General features: G+C 39.8%; 26 protein-coding genes. All 26 read right to left on the reverse strand.

The window, feature by feature from the left end; all coding sequences use genetic code 11:
* Nucleotides 1-13: 13 nt before the first annotated feature.
* Entirely contained in the window at nt 14-1,303 is a 1,290-nt protein-coding gene (gene asnS, locus ACFSX4_RS02565; protein ID WP_377771240.1) for an asparagine--tRNA ligase, read from the reverse strand.
* A gap of 1 nt (nt 1,304) precedes the next feature.
* A complete protein-coding gene (locus ACFSX4_RS02570; RefSeq protein WP_377771242.1) occupies nt 1,305-2,492 on the reverse strand; it encodes a pyridoxal phosphate-dependent aminotransferase in 1,188 nt (395 codons plus the stop codon).
* 30 nt (nt 2,493-2,522) lie between these two features.
* Nucleotides 2,523-5,039 carry a helicase C-terminal domain-containing protein gene (locus tag ACFSX4_RS02575; protein ID WP_377771244.1) on the reverse strand — a complete coding sequence of 839 codons (2,517 nt, stop codon included), beginning with the start codon at nt 5,037-5,039 and terminating at the stop codon, nt 2,523-2,525.
* Nucleotides 5,040-5,054: 15 nt separating this feature from the next.
* Nucleotides 5,055-6,014, reverse strand: a complete 960-nt coding sequence (locus tag ACFSX4_RS02580) for a biotin--[acetyl-CoA-carboxylase] ligase (protein WP_377771246.1) — start codon at nt 6,012-6,014, stop codon at nt 5,055-5,057.
* Nucleotides 5,974-7,179, reverse strand: coding sequence for a CCA tRNA nucleotidyltransferase (locus tag ACFSX4_RS02585; RefSeq protein ID WP_377771248.1), 1,206 nt, complete (start codon nt 7,177-7,179; stop codon nt 5,974-5,976). Before ACFSX4_RS02585 ends, ACFSX4_RS02580 begins: the two co-directional genes overlap by 41 nt.
* A gap of 3 nt (nt 7,180-7,182) precedes the next feature.
* Entirely contained in the window at nt 7,183-8,319 is a 1,137-nt protein-coding gene (gene bshA, locus ACFSX4_RS02590; protein WP_377771250.1) for an N-acetyl-alpha-D-glucosaminyl L-malate synthase BshA, read from the reverse strand.
* A 4-nt stretch (nt 8,320-8,323) separates the two neighbouring features.
* Nucleotides 8,324-8,701, reverse strand: a complete 378-nt coding sequence (mgsA, locus tag ACFSX4_RS02595; RefSeq protein ID WP_377771252.1) for a methylglyoxal synthase — start codon at nt 8,699-8,701, stop codon at nt 8,324-8,326.
* Between the two features lie 106 nt (nt 8,702-8,807).
* Nucleotides 8,808-9,497: a zinc metallopeptidase gene (locus ACFSX4_RS02600; RefSeq protein WP_377771254.1), complete on the reverse strand. Its 690-nt coding sequence runs from the start codon at nt 9,495-9,497 to the stop codon at nt 8,808-8,810.
* Nucleotides 9,498-9,554: 57 nt separating this feature from the next.
* Nucleotides 9,555-10,130, reverse strand: coding sequence for a DUF1405 domain-containing protein (locus tag ACFSX4_RS02605; protein WP_377771256.1), 576 nt, complete (start codon nt 10,128-10,130; stop codon nt 9,555-9,557).
* 45 nt (nt 10,131-10,175) lie between these two features.
* Complete coding sequence (locus tag ACFSX4_RS02610) at nt 10,176-10,973, reverse strand: menaquinol-cytochrome c reductase cytochrome b/c subunit (protein ID WP_377771258.1); 798 nt, start codon at nt 10,971-10,973, stop codon at nt 10,176-10,178.
* A 20-nt stretch (nt 10,974-10,993) separates the two neighbouring features.
* Nucleotides 10,994-11,668, reverse strand: coding sequence for a menaquinol-cytochrome c reductase cytochrome b subunit (gene qcrB, locus ACFSX4_RS02615; protein WP_377771260.1), 675 nt, complete (start codon nt 11,666-11,668; stop codon nt 10,994-10,996).
* Nucleotides 11,669-11,680: 12 nt separating this feature from the next.
* Nucleotides 11,681-12,181 (reverse strand): ubiquinol-cytochrome c reductase iron-sulfur subunit, encoded by a 501-nt coding sequence (locus ACFSX4_RS02620; RefSeq protein WP_377771262.1) that lies wholly within the window; start codon nt 12,179-12,181, stop codon nt 11,681-11,683.
* Between the two features lie 149 nt (nt 12,182-12,330).
* Nucleotides 12,331-12,759 (reverse strand): DUF2487 family protein, encoded by a 429-nt coding sequence (locus ACFSX4_RS02625; protein ID WP_377771264.1) that lies wholly within the window; start codon nt 12,757-12,759, stop codon nt 12,331-12,333.
* A gap of 2 nt (nt 12,760-12,761) precedes the next feature.
* Nucleotides 12,762-13,235, reverse strand: a complete 474-nt coding sequence (locus ACFSX4_RS02630; RefSeq protein WP_377771266.1) for a YpiB family protein — start codon at nt 13,233-13,235, stop codon at nt 12,762-12,764.
* Nucleotides 13,216-14,487 carry a tetratricopeptide repeat protein gene (locus tag ACFSX4_RS02635; protein WP_377771268.1) on the reverse strand — a complete coding sequence of 424 codons (1,272 nt, stop codon included), beginning with the start codon at nt 14,485-14,487 and terminating at the stop codon, nt 13,216-13,218. The genes ACFSX4_RS02630 and ACFSX4_RS02635 overlap by 20 nt, the downstream gene beginning before the upstream one ends.
* Nucleotides 14,487-15,773, reverse strand: a complete 1,287-nt coding sequence (gene aroA / locus ACFSX4_RS02640) for a 3-phosphoshikimate 1-carboxyvinyltransferase (RefSeq protein ID WP_377771270.1) — start codon at nt 15,771-15,773, stop codon at nt 14,487-14,489. Before aroA ends, ACFSX4_RS02635 begins: the two co-directional genes overlap by 1 nt.
* The gene (gene aroB / locus ACFSX4_RS02645) at nt 15,770-16,813 is read right to left on the reverse strand and encodes a 3-dehydroquinate synthase (RefSeq protein WP_377771271.1); all 1,044 of its coding nucleotides are present in this window, start codon (nt 16,811-16,813) and stop codon (nt 15,770-15,772) included. The genes aroA and aroB overlap by 4 nt, the downstream gene beginning before the upstream one ends.
* Nucleotides 16,814-16,816: 3 nt before the next feature.
* The gene (gene aroC, locus ACFSX4_RS02650) at nt 16,817-17,983 is read right to left on the reverse strand and encodes a chorismate synthase (protein ID WP_377771273.1); all 1,167 of its coding nucleotides are present in this window, start codon (nt 17,981-17,983) and stop codon (nt 16,817-16,819) included.
* Between the two features lie 72 nt (nt 17,984-18,055).
* Nucleotides 18,056-18,502: a nucleoside-diphosphate kinase gene (gene ndk, locus ACFSX4_RS02655; protein ID WP_377771274.1), complete on the reverse strand. Its 447-nt coding sequence runs from the start codon at nt 18,500-18,502 to the stop codon at nt 18,056-18,058.
* A gap of 66 nt (nt 18,503-18,568) precedes the next feature.
* A complete protein-coding gene (locus ACFSX4_RS02660; RefSeq protein WP_377771276.1) occupies nt 18,569-19,528 on the reverse strand; it encodes a polyprenyl synthetase family protein in 960 nt (319 codons plus the stop codon).
* Nucleotides 19,525-20,226, reverse strand: a complete 702-nt coding sequence (locus tag ACFSX4_RS02665; RefSeq protein ID WP_377771278.1) for a demethylmenaquinone methyltransferase — start codon at nt 20,224-20,226, stop codon at nt 19,525-19,527. The genes ACFSX4_RS02660 and ACFSX4_RS02665 overlap by 4 nt, the downstream gene beginning before the upstream one ends.
* On the reverse strand, nt 20,201-20,728 hold the full coding sequence (locus ACFSX4_RS02670; protein ID WP_377771280.1) for a hypothetical protein: 528 nt from the start codon (nt 20,726-20,728) through the stop codon (nt 20,201-20,203). Before ACFSX4_RS02670 ends, ACFSX4_RS02665 begins: the two co-directional genes overlap by 26 nt.
* A 58-nt stretch (nt 20,729-20,786) precedes the next feature.
* Entirely contained in the window at nt 20,787-21,059 is a 273-nt protein-coding gene (locus ACFSX4_RS02675) for an HU family DNA-binding protein (protein WP_377771282.1), read from the reverse strand.
* Between the two features lie 117 nt (nt 21,060-21,176).
* Nucleotides 21,177-21,899 (reverse strand): hypothetical protein, encoded by a 723-nt coding sequence (locus ACFSX4_RS02680; protein ID WP_377771284.1) that lies wholly within the window; start codon nt 21,897-21,899, stop codon nt 21,177-21,179.
* Nucleotides 21,900-22,100, reverse strand: a complete 201-nt coding sequence (locus ACFSX4_RS02685; protein ID WP_377771286.1) for a DUF2768 family protein — start codon at nt 22,098-22,100, stop codon at nt 21,900-21,902.
* Nucleotides 22,101-22,104: 4 nt separating this feature from the next.
* The gene (locus ACFSX4_RS02690; protein WP_377771288.1) at nt 22,105-23,163 is read right to left on the reverse strand and encodes an NAD(P)H-dependent glycerol-3-phosphate dehydrogenase; all 1,059 of its coding nucleotides are present in this window, start codon (nt 23,161-23,163) and stop codon (nt 22,105-22,107) included.

The raw sequence follows: 23,163 nt of genomic DNA on the forward strand, positions 1-23,163 counted from the left end.
ATATCAAATAAGATTATGGATATAATCTGTTCAAGAGTCTCGGGAATGGTGAAGTTTCACGTACGTGCTGTACGCCTGACAGCCATGCAACGGTACGCTCAAGACCAAGACCGAAGCCGGAGTGCGGTACACTGCCGTATCTTCTTAAGTCGAGATACCATTCATACGCATCAAGATCAAGTCCGGTTTCACTGATACGAGCTTTTAAAGTCTCATAATCATGAATTCTTTCACTGCCGCCGATAATTTCCCCATATCCTTCCGGTGCAATTAAATCTGCACATAATACTGTGCGCGGGTCTTCAGGATTTTCTTCCATATAGAAGGATTTGATTGCTTTAGGATAGTTGACGATGAATACCGGCTTTTCATAGTGACTTGCAATTTCAGTTTCATGAGGTGCACCAAAATCTTCACCCCATTCAATATCATCATAGCCCTTCTCTTTTAACAGTTCAATCGCTTCTGTATATGTGATACGCGGGAAAGGCGCCTCAATTTTTTCAAGAACAGTTGTATCTCTGCCGAGTGCTTCCAAATCCAGTCTGCAGTGTGTCAGGACTTCTTTAACGAGATAAGAAACGAAGTCTTCCTGAACTTTCAAACTGTCTTCATGTTCGTAAAATGCCATTTCCGGTTCAATCATCCAGAACTCAATTAAATGACGTCTTGTTTTGGACTTTTCTGCTCTGAATGTCGGCCCCATTGTAAATACTTTTCCGTGTGCCATGGCAGCTGCTTCTGCATAGAGCTGGCCGCTTTGTGAAAGGTAGGCATCTTCTTCAAAATATTTTGTATGGAATAATTCAGTAGTCCCCTCAGGAGAACTGCTTGTTAAAATCGGCGGGTCAATTTTCTTAAATCCGTTATTGAAAAAGAAATCGTGAGTGCTTTTAATAATCTGGTTACGGATATTCATTACGGCATGCTGTTTTCTTGAACGCAGCCATAAATGTCTATGATCCATCAGGAATTCAGGTCCATGGTTTTTCGGTGTAATAGGATATCCTTCAGCTGAATGAATAATTTCAATTCCTGTAACTTCCATCTCATAGCCGAATGAAGAACGCTCGTCTTCCTTGATCGTCCCTGTAACATACATAGATGTTTCCTGATGCAGTCCTTTTGCAGCTGCAAATAAGTCCTCATCATTTGCTTTTACGACAACGCCCTGCATAAAGCCTGTACCGTCACGTAATTGTAAGAACTGGATTTTACCGCTCCCGCGTTTTTGAAGCAGCCAGGAGCCGATTGTGACTTCCTGACCAACGTATTGTCCTGCCTGGTTAATTGTAATTTTCATGCTAAACTCCTTCTATTCTTTCAGTTACAAAATTCTTGATTCTTGTCATTGCTTCAGTCATCATCTCTTCACTGATTGAATAACTGATCCGGATATTATCATCGAGTCCGAATGCCGATCCCGGTACAACAGCGACCTGTTTGTCCTCCAGTAAAGCAGTAACAAATTTGTCTACTGTCTGAAAACCGCATTTAACAGCAGTGGTTTTAAAATTCGGGAATAAATAAAATGCACCTTCCGGTTTGATACATTCCACATGTGGCACTGTCATCAGCAGGTCATATGCATGATCCCGTCTGTTACGGAACGTTTCATTATATGAATCGAGAAATGTTTTGTCCATTTCATATGCAGCAACTGCCGCCCACTGTGCAGGAGTAGTCGGGTTTGAAGTGGACTGGGAAGCAAGACCCGTCATCCCTTTAATCAATGCACTGTCTGCACATGCATATCCAATTCTCCATCCTGTCATTGAATGGGATTTGCTGACACCGTTAATTACAACAGTCTGCTTTTTAATTTTCTCACTGAATGATGCGATGGAAATGTGTTCGCCGTCATAGACGAGAACCTCGTAAATTTCATCAGCAACAACGATAATATCTGTCTTTTCCAGATAATCGGCAAGAGCTTTTAGTTCTTCTTTAGTGTATACCATTCCTGAAGGATTGTTTGGTGAATTTAATACCAGCATCCGTGTCTTTTCATTCACATGCTGATCCAGGAGTTCCGGTGTTAATTTAAAGGAAGTGGATTCATCCGTCTCAATAAGAACGGGTGTCCCTTCTGCAAGTTTAACCTGTTCTGTGTAGCTGACCCAGTAAGGTGTCGGAACAAGAACTTCGTCACCTTCATCGAGGACAGCCTGGAAAACATTATACAGGACATGCTTGGCACCATTCCCGACAAATATTTCATCCATTGAATAATCGAGGTTGTTATCACGTGCCATTTTTTTAATGATGGCTTTTTTTAGTTCAGGTATGCCTGAAGCAGGTGTATATTTAGTCTCACCTTTTTTCAGTGATTCATATGTTTTTTCAATAATTTCATCCGGTGTATTGAAGTCGGGTTCTCCGGCTCCAAGACCGATGACATCAAGGCCTTCGGCTTTCAGTTCCCTTGCTTTGGCAGTGATGGCAATTGTTTGGCTCGGTGTTAAATTTTGAACACGTTGTGAGAGTTTCATAGCAGGACTCCTTTATTATTGATATATACATTATAAATGACTTAAGAAGGCTTTGAAAGTCTTCCTGTCCCCTTCTATTACATTTTCTGAAGGAAAATATTTTAAAAAGGCATTTTTATAGCTTTTTGACAATATCCGATTGTCCATCAGCAGTATCAACCCTTTATCATCAGGATGCCTTCTGACTCTTCCGATAACCTGTCTGAACCGGAATACAGCCTCAGGCAGGTCATTTTTGTGGAATGATTTAAAGTGATTGTCACTCGGTACAGGAAACGGCAGCTTCGGCAGCATAACACATTTATCTCCCGACCCTTCAATATTGATTCCTTCACTGAAGCTGGTCGTGGCAAGCAGCAGTGCACGGTCCAGCTGATTATACTGTACAAGGAGTTTGTGGGCAGATGTTGACTTTGTCTGTTTGAGGACAGCAAAATCATTAAACAGGCCGACTTCCTTGGTAAAATCATAAATCTTCTGAAGCAAATCATAGTTTGAGAATAAAACCATCAGTCTGCCGCCGGTTTCATACAAATAGATACTGATATACTCAACCAAAGCATAAAAATACTCTTCATCCTCTGTGTTATATTCAGGAATATCGGACGGAATGAACAGCTTTGTTCTGTCATGCAGTGAATCGAGAGACATCACTTTTGTGTCATACGGCAGGTCTTTGAACCAGAAATCCAAATGCTTAAAGCTTTCTCTGACTTCCAGAGTGCCTGAAATCAATATGATTGATGATAACTGCCCGAGATGATTGTGAATGGTCTCCATATCGGACTCTGTCAATATGACTTTAACCAGCTGAAAATTATGACCGCCTTTAATCTGATATATTTCATTTAAAAGGCCGTCCTTTAGTTCTTCCAGTGATTCACGGTAAAAATGGACATGGTTATACAGGGCCTGATAATTATTTGTACTTCTGATGGTACTTAAAAAGATTGAAGTAAACTGAATTCCTTCATCAAGTACTTTTACAGCCTTTTTAATATTTCCGGCCTGCAGCCGGCTGAAAAGAAAATCCACATTTTGATTCAGTTTATCTATTAAATCGACGAGTAGATATTCAGAAGCTGTCTGATTATCGGCAATATAGCCGGATAACAGGCGGTCCTGATCCGGAGAGCCGATTTGTCCGACAAAAAACTTCATATCCTGATACGTAAATACTCTCTTAAAGCGCTCACTCACGGCATTCTTTAATTGATGTGCTTCATCAACCACAAGTACATCAAGATGATCCAGCACACTGAGACAGTCCTGCAGAAAATAGTGGTTGGTGAATATTAAATGAGACATATTCGATTGATTGAGTGCCCGTTCAAAAAAGATATGCTTTGACGGCTGTCCCGACTGGATTCGTGCGGTTCTGTAATAGGCATTTTCAGGCCCGCGCAGTTCAATTTCCGACAAATCACCTGTGCTTGTTTCCAGAAGCCAGATCAGCAGTCTCATTTTTAATATATTGATTTCATGGTTGCGGTCATCACTGTTTAACAGGGCGTTGAAGGCTTCAAGGTCAATATAATTATCACGACCCTTGAAATTTACAGCAGTTACCGGCAGATCAAGCACTTTTTTCAGTTTCAGAAATGCATCTGTCATCATCTGGTTCTGCAGTATCTTTCTTGAGGTCGATATGAGTATTTTCTTTTGGTACATTGAATGATAACTGACCGCGGCTATTAGAAATGCTGTCGTTTTACCGAGACCGGTGTATGCTTCAATGGCGAGATGTGTTTTATTTTCAAAACGGCTGAATATTTCTCTCGAAAGAATCAGCTGGTCCTCACGGTATGTCTCATCGGATAAATCAATATACTTTTTATACAGTTCATCCACACTGACAGGTTCGAGATTTACATGCTCCACAGCTTCTTTTTTGAAATAAAAACCGCTGTACTGCTCAAGTTCACTGCCCGGCGGACACTGAATGTCTGCAAGAACAGAAAATAACAAGGCCTGCAGATCATATTTTAAATGTTTTGATAAGTGATATAGCTTTTTTAGTGTTTCTGAATTGGTTTCTGTCATTTTTTCAATGATATGTAAGAAAATATGAGCAGTTGCCAGTGCATCCGCATCTGCACGGTGTGCATTTGTCAGCTCCACACCAAGGGCATCCGTGATTTCAGACAACTGATACCGTATGAGTGAAGGAAGAAATATTTTTGATAATTCCACTGTGTCGATAATATTCAACGGCTGATAAGACATATTTACTTTTTCAAAATGACTTTGAAGAAATCTCAAATCAAAATCCACATTATGCGCAACAAAAGTATAGCCGTTCAGCATATCGAAAAGTTCCCCAGCTACTGTTTCAAACTTCGGTGCCCCTTCAAGCATTTCGGGTTCAATGGATGTCAGTTCGCGAATAAACGGAGATAATTCTGTTTCATCACTCAAAAATGTTGTGAATTGAGATGTAATCGTCATTTGGTCAATAAATACAATGCTCAGCTGTATGACAGCATCTCTATCTTTATTGTTGCCTGTAGTTTCTAAATCAACTACAGCAAATTTGCCTTTATACATAAAATCACCAGATTCTTAAAGTTCAATATCTGCACTGATTACTTTATGGGTCTCCCCTTCTTCATCAATGACAACCAGAAACCCGTCATCAGTAATATCCACGGGCTTGCCGTAATACGTCCGGGTCATCTCTGTAATTCTGATTGTTTTGCCGAAGATAATCGAGCGCTCTATCCAATCTTTCTTAATAATATCAAAAGATGAAGATAAAAACAGTTCATAATATTCATCGATTTTGGAAATAAAGGTGGAAAGAAAATGTTCGATATTGATGTTTCCTTTCCCACTTTCATTTTCAATGGATGTTGCGGTACCCAGTGACTTCAAATAATCGTTATCAAATAAATTGATGCCGATACCGCATATGATTGAAGTGACATGATGGTCCTCACTCAGCACTTCAGTCAAAAAGCCGCAGACTTTTTTATCATTAATGTATATATCATTCGGCCATTTAATACCGCTTTCGATATTAAAAGACTGATCGAGTGCTTCACTGATTGCGAGTGACATAAACAGGTTGAAACGTATAATCTCGGACAAACTGATGTCCGGCTTCAGAACGATGGATATATATAAACCATTATTCTTCGGTGATGCCCATGGTCTGTTAAAACGTCCCCTTCCCGCCGTCTGCTCAAGTGCCACAACGATAAACTGCTCATCTGTACGGTTAATCAGCGACTTTGCAAGGAGCTGGGTGGAATCGATACTCTCTTTAAAATGAAGGACATCAAAATGTCTGGAATACTCCACCATATTTAAGAGTGCACTGTGATTAATATGCGATGTTTTTTCTTTTAGAAGGTATCCTTTATTTTGTACTGATTCTATAATGTAGCCTTCGGATTTTAAATTCTGTACTGCCTTCCACACAGCAGTTCTTGATACTTCCAGCTCATCGGCCAGTTTCTGACCTGAAATGTGCTCATGGTTACTCAATAATTTTAATATGTCCGTCTTCAACGATGACATGTCGTTTCACCCACTCTAAAATTTCGTCTTGGTTATTTTGTAATCTGTTAAAGAGCACTTCATCTTCTAAACGGGAGAGAAGTGATTTAATCCACGGCCCGCCTCTGGTGTTAAACACAGTCATTAAAGTACTGCCGTTGACTTCTAAGTCCTGTCTGTTTTGAATCGGCAGTGCAGGATGACTGCTGACAGCAACAGACAGACTTTGAGCGGCAGATGCGTCCAATATATCATTATTATTATTAATGTACTGCAGTCTTTTTAACGTATTAAAATTGTTCTTAAATGCAATCTTTAAAGGATGGATATTGTTTTTAAGATCATCAGCAAGCTTCAACATGTTTGATACATCTGTTTTATCACTGTTCGGAAGTTTCAGTGCATTCAAGGAAGCCGCGAGTGATGACTCGAAATATACTTGAAGAAACAATTCATCCACCAGATGATTCACATCAGTCATTAGCAAATTAGGATGACAGTCTTTGAAAAATGGAATGTATTGTATTAACTTTGTGTCGCTCAGTACCTGCTTCGCATGTTTAATGTCCTCACCGGCATACATTTTTCTCATCTCAACAACAATACGTTCAACCGCCACATAGGAAATCGTCTCACTGTTTTTTCCGATTGCATCTATAACACTGTCCGCAAGCTTGAACTTGAGCGTGGACATAAATCTTACAGCTCTTAACATCCGGAGTGCATCTTCATTAAAGCGTTCTCCTGCACTGCCTACAGTATGTATGATTTTATTTCTGATTGAATCCTGACCGTTGTATGGATCATGAAGTGCATAGTGTTCAGTCATTGCCATCGCATTCATTGTAAAATCACGGCGCTGCAGGTCTTCATTCAAGTGTGAGGTGAACATGACTTTATCCGGCCGTCTGTGGTCGGTATAGTCGGTTTCTGTACGGTATGTGGTAACTTCAAACGGAACATGATCAATCAGGACGATCACTGTCCCGTGTTCTTTACCAACATCAATGGTATGAGGAAACAGTTCTTCCACTGTCTCCGGTTTTGCGTTTGTAGTGATATCCACATCGTGGATACTGCCGGACATCACATGGTCCCTGACGGCACCACCGACAAAATATGCCTCAAATCCTGCATTTTTTAATGTGTAGATAATCGTTTTTCCTGTTTCAAATAGTTGATTCATGAATTATTCTCCAGTTAATAATGCTTTATATATTTCTTCATACTGTCCGATAATATTATCAGAGTTAAAACGTAATTTGACATCTTCCAGCATCCGGCGTGACATGTTTTCGTACAGTGCACTGTCACTCAGCAGTTCAACTACATATTCAGCGGCACCTTTATAATCACCGACATCCACGACAAAACCGGTCTCATCATGCTTAATGACTTCTCTTATTCCGCCTGCTGTAGAACCGATAGGTACAGCGCCGCAGTTCATTGCCTCAAGTAAAGCGAGTCCGAAACTCTCTTTTTCACTCATCAGAAGAAAAATATCCGCGAGCTGAAAATATGGTTTGACGTCCGACTGCTGTCCGACGATATACACCTTGTCTTCAATCATCAGATCTTTAACGAGACTTCGTACACGGCTCATTTCAGGACCGTCCCCGACCAGTATTAACGCACTGTCTATTTTTTTCTGAACCAGATGGAACGTCCGTATGACATCATCGAGTCGTTTAATCGGTCTGAAGTTTGATGTGTGCATCAGTACTTTCGTAGAAGGTTTGATACCGTGGCATTTTCTGAGTTTCTCCCGCGCCTCATCTCTGCCGTCAGTATTAAACGTTGTTTCATCAATGAAATTATACACTGTTTTAAGTTCTTTATCCGGGTTGATTAATTGATAAGTATCTTCTGTCAGACTTTCTGATACAGATGTCGTAACATCAGATGCTTCAATTCCGTACCGGATTGCGGAGACCAGTGACATGTCATGTCCGAGAACCGTAATATCCGTTCCATGAAGTGTCGTGACAATTTTAACGTCTTTTCCTGACATTTCACGCGCTAAAATGCCACATACTGCATGTGGTACCGCATAATGCATGTGTATGATATCAAGATCGTAAAGTTTAATCACGTCCGATATTTTACTGGCAAGTGTAATATCATAAGGCGGATACTGGAAGACACTGTAGCTGTTAATATCAGTTTGGTGAATGAAAATATTTTCATGATTGAGATTTAATCTGAACGGCATATTTGATGTAATAAAGTGAACTTCATGGCCGCGTTCCGCCATTTTAATTCCGAGCTCTGTTGCGATAATCCCGCTGCCGCCGATTCCGGGATAACATGTTATTCCAATTTTCATTTAATCACTCTCTATCTAATTTATCGATTAGTAACAATACTGCCGCTGCCGTACCCTCATTGGTTGCGAGAGGTACATCATAGACATCAGACAGTCTTAATAATGCGGAAACATCCGGTTCATGGGGCTGTGCTGTCAGTGGATCCCTGAAGAAGAATATAGCATTAATTTCTCCGTTTGCAACAAGGGCACCGATTTCCTGATCACCGCCGAGCGGTCCCGATTTACAGCGGGTAACGTTCAGTCCGGTTTCATCAATAACACGTCCGCCTGTCGTTCCCGTGGCATACAGTTGATGTTTATTTAATAAGTCAAAGTTTTCCTGTGCAAATGAGACAAGGGCGTCTTTCTTTTTATCATGTGCAATTAAAGCAATATTCATAAACAATCCCCTCCTGTATTCATATTATCATTAATTGTCTGTCAGTAGAAAATAATTATCCGGGCAGAGAAAGAGCCGGACCAATAGTCCGGCTCAGAATGGGTATTTAGTTTTGGCTTCTTGCGATCAGGATGAATCTTACAAGTTCTGCTACGGCAACTGCTGTTGCTGCAACATAAGTCATCGCTGCTGCATTTAAAACCTTTTTAGCGTGTCTGTATTCTTTTTCATTTACAATATTGAGTGATTCAATCTGGTTCATCGCCCGTTTTGAAGCATCAAATTCGACCGGCAGTGTAACAAGCTGGAATAAAACAGCAAATGCCATTAAACCAATACCAACCCACAGAAGCGTGTTACCGAAACCGGAGTTCATGCCGAATGTTAAAAGCATACCGGCAATGATAATGATATAAGCAAAGTTACTTCCCAGCTGTGCAAGCGGGAATAAAGCAGATCTGAAATTTAAAAATGCATAGCCTGTAGCGTGCTGAATTGCGTGCCCCACTTCGTGCGCAGCAACTGCTGTACCAGCGACACTCGGCTTGTCAAAATTATCCGGGGATAATACAACTTTTTTATTTCTAGGGTCGTAGTAATCACTTAATACACCCTGTCCTCTTTCAACAGATACATCATAAATACCATTCTCGTGCAAAATTTCCTCAGCTACTTCTCTTCCTGTCATGCCACTTGTTGAACGTACTTTAGCGTATTTGTTAAACGTGGATTTGACATTCATTTGAGCAAGCATAGGAACAATCATTAATATGACAAAATAAATTAATATATACATGGCGCCTCCTAATATTACTTAACTTACATATATTTTACTTGAATTAACGGCTGTCAGTCAATCATTATGCCGCACCACAAGGCAGTGTAAAAGTACCAGCACAAAAACAGTCAGCCAGAAAGAAAAGTAACCGATGTGACTGCTGTAATCGGCTAAAGCACCGTATACCGGATATTGATTATACACGTAATCAATGACATCGTTATGAAACAGCCATATTGCAGTAATGTAAAAGTGTACAGGTTTGACTTCCAGGTAAGGAAGGAATAAAAAGGCCTGTACAGCCATGATACCGTGTGAAGCAATCAGCATAAGTCCAACCCATGAGATAAACCCTGTTTCCATAAAGGTGAGCATATTCATCACGACAGCCCATACACCGTATTTAATTAAAGTGGTAAAGGCAAGTGCATCAATCAATCCCCATTTTTTATTAAATAAAATCAGGACGATCAGGATACAGAGAAACAATGTGGCTGTCGGACTGTCAGGAACAAACGGGATAAAATACCAGTCTGTAATGGATAACTGTCCTTTATACCAATAGTATCCGTATATCGTTCCTAAAAAATTAGAAATGAGTAATATCACTAAAAATACTCTGTTAAACATCAGTTCAATTATTTTATTCACATTACACCACCTATTAAAAAAACCCCCTGTTACAGGGGGTTTTAACTATTCAGCTGATTCAGTATTCGTTGCTTCGTCAGCAGAAACTTCTTCCAAGCCTGCAACAAATTCAGCAATTTGTGAAATTTCATCTTCAGTCAGCTGTCCTTCGAACGCCGGCATATCTCCAGAACCGTTAGTTACAAATGCCTCGACTGCTTCCGGAGCAAGTTCCGGTGCGATGAGGTCAGGACCTGATCCTCCTGCAAGCTCACCACCGTGACAGCTTGTACAGTTTGTTCTAATCAGTTCATTAAACACAGGATCATCTGCGTCTAAGTTAGAGAATGTAATCTGCCCCTGTTGATGCTGCTGATCCCAGTCATGGTATGCAACAGATTCCCAGGTTGTGTAGAAAATAATCGCAATAGAAACAAGCATTAAGCCTGTTGCCACAGGACGTTTTTTCCAGTGACGTTCTTTCACACCGTCAAGCCACGGCGCAAGAAGAAGCGCAGTGAACGCGATACCCGGCATAATAATTGCACCAAGTATGTTAAACGGTCCAGAAGCATAAGTGTATTTCAGAATTTGGTACAAGAATAGGAAGTACCAGTCTGGTAAAGGTATATACCCTGTATCCGTTGGGTCGGCAATACGCTCAAGCGGCGCAGGATGCGCTACTGTTAAGCATAGGAAACCGATGAGGAATACAGCACCAGTGATCCATTCCTTTAAAAGGAAATCTGGCCAAAACTCTTCTGTACGACCTGGAAATTCTGAATAATCACGATTAAGTTTAGGTTTTTCATATTTCTGTATTCGTGAATCGCCGACAAATGTCAGCCCTTTTCCACGTTTCATAATCTTTTCCCCCCAATTTCCTATAGTGGTCCTGCAATACCTTGTTTACGTATCATGATGAAATGCACAGCCATCAACGCAAATAATGCAGCAGGTAGGAAGAATACATGGATGGCAAAGAATCGAGTCAATGTTTGAGCACCGATAATTGTAGCGTCACCAGCGAGCAGTGTCTTAATCCAGTCACCAATGAACGGCACACTGCCTGCAATGTCCAAACCTACTTTTGTAGCGAATAATGCTTTCATATCCCAAGGTAATAAATAGCCTGTAAATGCAAGGCCAAGCATTACAGCAAAAAGTAATACTCCTACGACCCAGTTCAGTTCTCTAGGTGCTTTATATGCTCCGGTAAAGAATACTCTAAGTGTATGTAGGAACATCATAACTACAACAAGACTTGCTCCCCAGTGGTGCATACCGCGGACAATCATACCGGCAGCAACATCATGCTGGAGATAATACACGGAGTTCCATGCATTAACGATATCCGGCACGTAGTACATTGTTAAGAACATTCCGGATAAAATCTGGATTACAGTGATAAAAAATGTTAATCCACCAAAACAATAGACGAAAGCTGAAAAGTGATAGGCAGGGTTAACATGCTCTGGCACTTCGTGATCGGCGATATCTCTCCAGATTGGAGTGATGTCCATGCGATCGTCTATCCAATCATAAATCTTATTGAACATTTAGTTTCCCTCCTATACTAATTCGTTTTCAAATACTTGTCCGATTGTAATAAAACCATCAGACACACCTACTTCAAACTGATCTAATGGTCCTAATGGAGGCGTTCCTGGAACGTTTTGTCCATTCTTCTCATATAAACCATTATGACAAGGACAGAAGAATCTCTCTGGATTTGCTGCATCGGCAGCCCATGTAACTGTACAGCCCAGGTGCTTACATACAGGTGAAAGTGCAATGATTTCATCACCTTCTCTGTAAACCCATGCAAAGTCAGTCACTTCACTTGTGTACCAGGCATCCTGCTGCTCAAAAGTAAAGTCAACTTTAGTTGGTTCTTCTGTTATTTCATCAGCAGTTACACTTGTTGTCACCATTGAACCCTCACTTGAATCTTTGAATAAAGGATCCAGGGCGAATCTACCCATCGGCAGAAGCATACCTGCAGCCATAAATGATCCTACACCCATTAAGGAATAGTTTAGGAACTGGCGTCTTGTAACTTTTTGCGACATCTATGTTTCCCCCCTCAAACGCACGCGTACTTTTACATAAAATATAACTAGGACAGTTCAATTTTAGCCTATTAAATTGAGCCGGTCAATAAGCTATCATAATTTTTGGGATAAGTGACTTGCGATTATTGTGTAATTATACTTTATTTTTATCTGTTCCATATCGAGATGATAGATTTCATCACTTTTTTAACTTCATCCCCGACCAGTTCATTGACCATATCAGCAGTCATATTTTCAAGCGGGATTTCATTCAGTCTGATTACGTCATGTTCTTCCAGTTCTGTTTTCAGATGTGTCAGAATGATAATCTTCTTAAAGCCGTATTCCAGGAGCTGCTCTGAATACTGAAGGGCAACATCCGTACGATGATTAATAGTGGTTACGAGCGGCGTGATTAACAGCCGCCCTTTGAATTGCTTTTCAATCTGCATTGTAACCATCTGCATCAATTCAATATTATTTGAATTTACCGGTGCCTGCTGGGTCATATCGATACTGACCAGCGGGATGACAGCAGTATCGATAAATTCTATTTCATCTTTTAATAATTTTATATCTTTAGCTGTATATAACATTTTTATTCACCTGATTTTATCTGTTGTAGTTCTTTTGTTAATTCAAGGAAAAGAGATTCATCACGCGCGCTTAATGCATCATCAATTTCATTTTGGAGGTGCATTATTCTGGCGGAGATTTCAGCATCTTTTTCCAGGATTTCTTCAGCCTTTACACGCTGGTATCTTTCATCAACACCCGAGAGAACAAGTTCGATATAAAGCATCTGATCCTGATGAAGATTAAGTTCATGAAATATGACTTCTCCGTCAGTTGTAATTACGCCGCCTTTTTCAAATACCAGAGTCGGCCGTCTGCTCCCGCTTTCGGCGATTCTGAGTTTTCGCGCAGTATCCACCTGATTAAAAGTAATGTTTTGTGAAATTACAGGGTGTGACTTAATAAAATTCAAAATCCAGACTGCTGCCCGGTCATTAAAGTCATAATGATAGAGCAGATAATTGAAAAAATCTTTTTTATAAGTAATCCTCTTCATCGACTACCCTCTCCTTTTCTAACAACCATTCGTCATTAGCGGGGTCCAACTGTATCAATTTATCCAGTACTGTCGTTCTTAAGGGTGACATAATTTCGGTTAAATAGTGATAATAATCAATGTAAAATTCCAATGAGTCACCGATCAAAGCAGCAGCATCTTCATAAAATTTAGAAGCATTTTCATCATTTTCATTTTCCTGTTCTATTTTCGCAAGGAGATATAATGATTCTCCTGACAGTGCGTGGGTATCAATTCCCGGGAGTATCTCATCAATTGCTTCTGTATCATCCGTCTTAAGCAGGGTTTCAAAAAGCATTAAATAGGCATCATCATAATCTCCGTCAAGCTCGACTGCTTTGAGGAAATAAGAAACAGCACTTTCACTGTTGTTCTGTCTGAAGTTTAACCGTCCGAGATGGAAATATACTAAAGGATTGGTGTCATCCTCTTTTATATAATTCTTGAGAACGGCTTCTGCTTCCGGAAGATTGTGTTCTGTTTCATGAATGTTCATGAGCAGAATGTATCCGCTGATGAAATACGGCTCATTTGAAATGACTTTATCAAGCAGTGACTTGGCTTTCTCATATTCCTTAAGCTGGTAATAAAGTAATGACTGCCTGTAAAAATCATCATTAGAGTAACTGTTGTCATCTGCAGCATTAAAATATGCTTCAGCAGTTTCCAGATCGCCTAAGTTCATGGTGACTTCAGCAAGTCTTAAGTTAATGTCAATATGATTAATATTATCGTGACCGAGTGAAAGAAGCAGTTGATAGTGACGGTTTGCTTCTTCTAAATCACCTTCATTAAAATAAAGTTCAGCAATGGCAAAATCTATCACCGGATCCTCATTCATTTCTTTTGCCAGAAATAAATTTCTTATTGCCACATCGGCCATATTCAGCTGCTGAAATATTTCTGCCTTGATTACAAGTGAGGTTGGTGTCTGTTCTGCACTATTAATCAGGCTTAATGCTTCATCCAGACGGTTATCTGCAATATACAAATCACACAGATACGCAAGAACTTCATCATCATGGCCCGTGAGGTTGTACAAATGCTTATACACTTTTTCTGCGTAATCATTCAGCCCGCTTGATACAAGTGCGTCACCGAGAATAAATAAGTGATCAAGGTCTTCCTCTTTTTTAATATCTTCAAGACTGTGAATGACCTGATTGATTTTTTTCTCGGGATACTCGCCGTTTCTCAGTGCGTCAATCACTTCTAAAATGGTCTGCTGCATTATTTATCTCCCCTAATACTTTTTAAATCATCGAGAAAATTTGGATAAGATATACTGATTGCAGAAGGGTCATCAATGTGAATTTCCTGATTTGAACTGATTGCCATAATAATCAGCATCATGATGATTCTGTGATCATGGTAGCCTTTAAAAGATATCTTTGAAATATCAGGTATCTCCGCCGGTTTCACAGTGTATCCGTCTTCACGTTCATCAAAAGAAACACCTATTTTATTCAGTTCATCAACAACAGCACGAATACGGTCTGTTTCTTTGAACCGGAGTTCTTCTGCATCATCCACCCTGCTCTCACCATCAGCGGATAAAGCGAGTAAAGTGAGGACAGGAATCTCATCAATCAATCTCGGAATCAAATCCCCGGAAATATTAAACGGTTTTAGATTTTCTGTGTATTTAACACGGATATCTCCATACAGTTCACCGGAATTGTTATGACGGGTAATCTCGAAATCAACCCCCATATCTTCAAAAACATCAATGATACCGGACCGTGAATCATTCAGGGATACATTATTCAATGTAATATCAGAGTCCGGAGTAATTGCTGCCAGCACCATTAGAAAGGCAGCAGAAGAAATATCTCCAGGAACGACAATATCACTGTTTACGAGTTCTCTGCCGCCGTTTAGGATAACACTGTTCCCCTCAGTTTTAATATCTGCACCAAACTGGCTCAGCATTAATTCACTGTGGTTACGTGAAGGGCTCTCTTCATGAATAATTGTTTTACCATCAAGAAACAATCCGGCAAATAAAATAGCACTTTTAACTTGGGCACTTGCTACCGGCATAATGTATTCAATTGTATGAAGCGGACTGCTTTGGATTTGAATCGGCGGGTATTTATCATCTTTTAAAGTGATGTCCGCCCCCATTTCGCGTAATGGAGCAGCGACTCTGTCCATTGGACGTTTTTCAATCGAAGAATCACCGTTCATCGAAGCATTGAGCCCGAGTCCGGTAATTAACCCTGTCAGAAGGCGTGTTGTCGTACCGCTGTTCCCTGTGTATAACTGTGCTTCCGGTGATTTCAGCTGGTCTCTTCCGGGTGATGAAATAATATAATCATTTTCTGTTTTCCGGCTTGTTGCACCAAGTGCTTCCATGCAGGCTAATGTTCTTAATGTATCATCACTTATAAGCGGCGCAGTAATTTTTGTTTCACCTTTTGTCAGGGCACCGAGCATCATTGCCCGGTGGGTAATTGACTTATCTCCTGGAACAGAAACACTGCCTGTAAATTTACTGTTTAATAATTCTTTCATATGGACTCCTTTAAAGCATTTAAATATTGACGAATTTTTATCTCCTCAATCTCTTTGAATTCCGGAGTATCATCATTCATCAATATAAAGCCGATATAATCATTTTTTTGATTTTTCTTATCCTGCTTCATTAAGCGAATCATCTCATCTATATCCATTTCTTTCAAGTAATGAAGCGGGTATCCAAGCTGATCAAAATACTCATAATAAAATGGAAGATCAAAAATGGATTTTTGATAGAATTCATTGGAAATAGTCATCATTGCATATAAGCCGAGAATCACTGCCTGGCCATGCGGGAATTTATATTTATATTCGAGTGCATGTGCCAGAGTATGGCCCAGATTCAAAAATTTACGTTTACCGCTTTCGTGTTCGTCTTCCGTCACAATGTCTCTTTTAATCTCTATACCTTTAATCAGATATTTTTTTAAATCCGGAATAAGAATGCCGTTTTCAGTATCTCTGATTAACGTTTTTGCCTTATCCCGGCTGTGCAGAAGCATATGTTTGAATACTTCTCCAAAGCCGCTGAGTAATTCACTCTCAGGGAGTGTGTTTAGAAAGTCCAAATCATAAATGACTGCTTTAGGACGGTGAAAAGTACCGATTAAGTTTTTACCGTGAGCAGAATTAATGGCAGTTTTTCCACCGACTGCAGAATCATGTGCCAGAAGTGTTGTCGGAACTTGTATATAATCCACCCCGCGTAACACTGTGGACGCAGAGAAGCCGCCGGCATCACCAGTAGCGCCGCCTCCGATAACAAATATGAGGCTGTTCCGTTTAATCCCTTTTTCAAGAAGAGACTCCACCACCCGGATATATTCTTCTGGTGTTTTTGAAGCTTCTCCGGATCGTGTAAGTACAGGTGACTTAATGAATGACAAAACTTCTTTATGAAGATCATAAACTCTGGAATCGATAATATAGAAAATACTGTCGTATTTTTTAGAATATGCTTCTATCTGATGATGAAGTATCGATTCACCAACGTGAATTGTATAGTTGTTGGAAGGATATGTTGTTTTTATATCCATCGCTTAATACTCTCTAACACGTGTTTTATACTGTTCAATAGACTGTTTCAGCTCTTCAAAATCATCATGTGGAAATTTATCCAGGATACTTGTGGCAAGTTCAATTGCGACCATATGCTCACACACAACAGAAGCTGCGGGAACGGCGCATGCATCACTGCGTTCAATCGTTGCTTTAAATGGTTCCTTAGTATTAATATCCACACTCATTAATGGTTTGTACAATGTAGGGATCGGCTTCATCACAGCATTTACCACAATCGGCATTCCTGTTGTCATACCGCCTTCAAAACCACCGAGATTATTTGATTTTCGGGTATAGCCTTCAGCTTCATTGTACAGAATTTCATCATGTACTTTTGAACCTGGTGTACTGGCCATTTTAAACCCGAGTCCAAATTCCACACCTTTAAATGCATTGATGCTGATAACACTGCCGGCAATTTTCGCATCAAGCTTACGGTCATAATGTACATGGCTGCCGAGACCGGGTACCGGATTATTTACAATCACTTCAACAATCCCGCCGATAGAGTCACCTTTCTTCTTTGCAGCATCTATTAATGCTTCACATTCCTTTGTCTTCGCTTCGTCAGCCATCCGGACAGATGATACAGCTGCTTTTTCAACAATTTCACTGTATGAATACTCACCTTCATCAACAACTTCCCCGATTTGTTTTACCCGGCTTGTAATATCGATATCGAGAGCATGGAGAAGCTCTTTACAGAGTGCACCAACTGCAACACGTGCTGCAGTTTCACGTGCAGATGAGCGTTCCAGAATATTTCGTAAATCTCTATGATTGTACTTCATGCCGCCGACTAAGTCCGCGTGTCCGGGACGGGGTTTTGTGATGACACGTTTTAATGTATCTTCTTCCTCTGGAGAAAGAGGATCACTGCCCATAATTTTAGTCCAGCTTTTAAAGTCATCATTTGTTAGTTCAATCATGATCGGGCTGCCGAGTGTTTTCCCGTGACGTACACCGCTGCCGAATTCAAAAGAATCTTTTTCAATCTGCATTCTCCGGCCGCGGCCGTATCCACCTTGCCTTTTAAAAAGTTCGCTTTCCATTCTTTCTTTATCTACTGGTAAATTGGACGGGAAACCCTCAATAATTGCAGTTAGTTTTGGACCGTGTGATTCACCTGATGTTAAAAATCTCATAAGTTCCACCTACTCCTTAAAATGATATGAAAAAAAGCTGAGTGACGTACCCAGCTTTAGTTGATTTTTATATTAGTAAATCCAGTTGCTGTTGGATAAATTATAATCGATGATTTCAGATTCATCAAAGAATAAATTAATTTCACGCTCAGCGCTCTCAGGTGAGTCTGAACCGTGAATAATATTTTTACCGACTGTAAGTCCAAAGTCACCTCTGATTGTACCAGGGGATGCTTCCTGAGGATTTGTGGAGCCGACGACGAGACGTGCTGTAGAAATTACATTCTCACCTTCAAGAACCATTGCAAATACAGGACCTGAAGTAATGAATTCTACTAGTTCACCGAAGAAAGGTCTCTCTTTATGCTCCTGATAGTGTGTTTGTGCAAGAGTTTCAGAAACCTGCATCAGTTTTGCACCTACAATTTTGAATCCTTTGTTTTCAAGACGGCTGACAATTGAACCGATTAAATTTCTTTGTACTCCGTCGGGTTTAATCATGAGAAAAGTTTTTTCCATTATGTTAATTGCTCCTTTAAGTAAATTCTATTATATTTTATCATTAAAGTTTTACTGTATTCAATTTTAATTTAAGCGGTTTTTTAATTTTTTTGATATTTCAAGAAAATATGCACGGTAAGGTTCTTCGATATTACGAATTGCATTGTCTGCTTCAGCGATATGATTGTTGCTGATTTCTACTGCATTATCAATCTCACTGCTCTCTAGTACACGTCTGGTTAATTCCTGGAGCAGTGTTGGATTATGCTGATACGACATTAATTTTTCCTTGAAAACATCATCTTTGTCACGGAGAAGTAATACCGGCAGAGTATAATGTCCGTTCTGTAAGTCTGAAAATTTCGGCTTCCCGAGAGATTTCTCATCTCCGATAAAGTCCAGACAGTCATCGATAATTTGAAAGCTCATTCCAATATGATAACCGTATTTAATCAGTGCATCGAGTACGGACTGTTCTACATTACCTGCATAACCGCCGAGCTTAACACTCATTTCAATAAGCAGTGCTGTTTTTCTATATATTTTACGGTAGTAATCTTCCATTGTCTGGAGGGCATCAAACTGCTGATTAAATTGAATCAGCTCACCTTCTACAATACTTTCAATGGCCTTTGAGAAGGTGTTGTGGAATTCATGATGTTTGATGTCACTGACTAAATAAATTGAATTTGCCAGTAGATAGTTACCAGTATTTACAGCCTGAAAATAGCCGTGTTTATAATAAACCGTTGACTGACCGCGCCTTAGATTGGAATCATCAATGATATCATCATGTACAAGAGTAGCCATGTGAATCAACTCCAGAGCAGCACTTGTATTCAGTACCTGCTGGTATTTTTCAGGATCCCCCAGTTTACCTGCAAGTAATGTGAAGGTCGGTCTGATTTTTTTTCCTCCTGATTTAAATAATTCATAGCTTTCATTATTAACAACAGGGCCTTCCGGAGAAAGTGTGTGCTTAATAATCTTGTTGATTTTATTAAAATCGGGAGAGAGAAATTTTTTCAGCGACATTAAAGTCATAAGTAATCCAGCGGCTTGTAGGCGATATGTGTCGCCGCTGTCCCTAAAGTATGGGGGATGACTTTTGTGTTGATATATCCTGTAGTGGTTAAAATGTCGGTTAGTGATTTTTTAGTCAGGAAGTCGCTTGTTGATTCATACAGCCATGTATATTCCTCTTTTTTATGTGCAATGACGCCGCCCATAAACGGCATGATTTTTCCAAAATAAAAATCAAAACCTGTATAGATTAATTTATTATCCGGGATTGATGTTTCCAAAATAACGAGCTGTCCGCCGGGAGCAAGAACACGATAAAATTCTTCGACAGCTTTTTTAAAATCGGGAAGATTTCTAAGACCGAAACCAATAGTTAATATATTAAAGGTATTGTCATCGAAAGGAAGTTCCATTGCATTCCCCTGAATCAGTTTAATATTATCGAATTCTGATACTTTGTTCTCAGCGACTTTCAGCATGTTCTCACTGAAATCAAGACCGGTTATTTCCGCATTGCCGTTTGCTGAAGCAAGCTGGATGGTCCAGTCTCCGGTGCCGCAGCATACATCCAGAACTTTACAGCCATCCTTAACAAAGATTTCAGTCATTGTTTTTTTTCGCCAGATGGTATGCTGATTCAGACTGATCAGGTTATTCATTTTATCGTAGTCTTTGGAAACAGCATTAAATATTTTATGTACACGGCTTACTTTGTCCATTAAATTCACCTTTATTCCTGATATAGTACGGTATATTTTCATCATACAAACGATTTACATACTCATCAATTATACTAGTTAAGTGATGATGTGCATAGCCGTTTTCAACTAAATATAAAAGCGGTGCAAACATAATGTGCTTTATATCATCTTTGGACCATTTTTTGTCCTGTTCAATCATCCGTGATTTTTTTGAAATCATTTCAGTGGATAACTTAGAGACATCATGCAGGACTTGAAATTCATTATTTGCTGATAAAATACTGTAAAATTTACTGAATAAATAGTCGCCGCTCAGAACATGATTTTCCCTGTTATTTCCGTCAGGTTCAAAGTCCAGCATATTCATGGCAACATTGAAGCATAGAACAGCATTTGAAACACCGGTATTATATATGTATTCCTGATTATTTTCGAAATAATTAAAAAAGGGATTTCCTCTTAGTTCTTCTGTAAAGTCATCACCCAGTACAACTGAAATTTCGTTCATCAATTCTTTCATAATATTAATCACCTTATAAATGAATAGGCCTAACAGATGTTAGGCCTATCGAGTGTAATTATTTAACTGCATCTTTGAGTGCTTTACCAGCTTTAAATGCCGGTACTTTTGATGCTGCAATTTCAATTTCTTCACCAGATTGTGGGTTACGGCCTTTTCTTGCTGCACGCTCACGTACTTCAAAGTTACCAAAGCCGATAAGCTGTACTTTTTCACCGTCTTTTAAAGAGTCTTGAATTGAATCAAAAACTGCGTCTACAGCAGCACCTGCTTCTTTTTTAGTTAGATCAGCTTTATCGCTGACAGCGTTGATTAAATCAGTCTTATTCATTAATAGTGCACCTCCTATATTGAGTATAATGATAATGTTTTATCACTATGTTTTGACTTTAACACAGTCGTTTATCGACTGCAATGGATTTCCCCTAGAATTTGGTGCAAAAAGGCTTCACTCAGGGCTTTTGTGTACATTTGTCATAAAAATTGGCTCATTATCCTCGTCGACAGTAATCTCTGGTGAATATATCGGCACAACAGGTGTGTGGTCGTATAATACATGCCGGACATCTTCACCGGTTTCAAACTCGAGCCCCTGCTCTTCAATAATTTGTCCGATATCCGGTCTGTAATCCACAATAAATTCTTCGCCGCCGTTATAGTAAACATTTAATGACTGTCCTGTATAAGGGCTTGTTATTGTCGGATTTTCATTTAAATTATAAAAATCCAAATCAAGCGGATAGACGTTTGGCCCTATTTGTTCACCCATCTGCACGTGTTCACCCATGCCGTTAATCCTCAGTTGAAGAGAACGAACCTCTTCGGTAATACTTAAGTCTGCAAGTTTCACTGTAGGATTATCTTCTGCATCGATTATGATAAACTGATACTTTCCTCCGGATTCAAAAGACAACTCCGGACGTTCATCAAGATACTCAGGTATCAGCCGTTCAAAGTCAACCTGATACTCAAAGTATTCTCTTGTATTTGAAACAGTTCTAATCGGCAGCAGACCGCCGGAGTCTTCTCTGAATGCCTCTACTGCATTTTGAACTGTATCAATTTGTGCCTCATTAGGCATTTGGTTTTCTATGCGTTCTGATTCCGGGTACAGACAGGCACTGAGGATAAATGTCACAGATAGAATTAGTGTAAGTTTTAGTATTTTCATTTATCCACTGCCTCCCAACACGGGAATCATCAGTATAAACGCGAGAATTAAAAGACACCATGCAATAATAGAAACAATGACACTCAGAATTTTAATTTTAATGACATATCTTGCCAGGTAAATTAATACTGCTCCAAGCGCCATTGAACCTATTGATATAAAAGATATCCACATTAAGTCCATTGCTGAAATCCCAAACATTTTATCACTCTCTAGTCCAATCTTTTAATTGATTTTCCAGTAAATCTTTAAGTCCGTCTGTTTCACTCTTCTTTTCACGCTGCATTAGTTTTGAGAATGCTTCCTGCTCGGAAATATCGTGGAATAAATATTGATATAAAACTTTAGTAATCGGCATTTCAACGCCGTACTGGTCACTGAGTTCATATGCTGCCTTTGTTGTATTCACACCCTCAACGACCATGCCCATCTTCTCTTCTGCTTCCGGTAGTGTAAGCCCTTCTGCAAGCATAATACCGCATCTGAAATTCCTTGAGTGTTCACTTGTTGCTGTAACAATTAAATCCCCCATACCTGTCAGGCCGAGAAATGTCAGGGGGTTGGCCCCCATTTTCACACCAAGGCGGGCGATTTCATGAAGACCGCGCGTAATCGTTGCAGCTTTCGCATTGTCACCGAACCCGAGGCCGTGGAGTGTACCAATCGCAAGTGCAATGATATTCTTCAGTGCACCGCCGATTTCAACGCCGACTAAATCTTCATTAACATAGACACGGAAGTTTTCATTCATAAAGACATCCTGGATGGTCTTTACACCTTCATTTTTAATAGACGCTGTACTGACAGTCGTCGGTGATTTTAATGCCACTTCCTCTGCATGGCTCGGGCCGCTTAAAACACAAATATCACTGGCTGTCTGGTCTGACATTTCTTCATTTATAATTTCAGAGACTCTTAAGTGTGTACCAAGCTCGAGACCTTTTGCTACATGGACAATAAGGACTTTCCTGTTTTGAAGCAGCAAAATTTTTTCAAGCTCTCTTGAGACCGCCCGTACGGCCTTAACCGGTACTGCAATGACGATGATGTCTGCATGGCGCACCACTTCTTCAAAATCAGTCGATGCCTTTACAGACGGATTAATTTTAATATTTTCCAAATACCTGCTGTTCGTATGATTTGTATTAATCTCATCCACAGTTTCATTGCTGCGGCCGTACATCATTACACTATGACCATTATCATCAAGTACCATGGATAAGCTTGTACCGAAACTGCCGGTACCAAGTATTGAGATATTCAT

It is taken from the genome of Corticicoccus populi (genome assembly GCF_042686195.1).
In the GTDB taxonomy this organism is placed as follows: Bacteria; Bacillota; Bacilli; order Staphylococcales; family Salinicoccaceae; genus Corticicoccus; species Corticicoccus populi.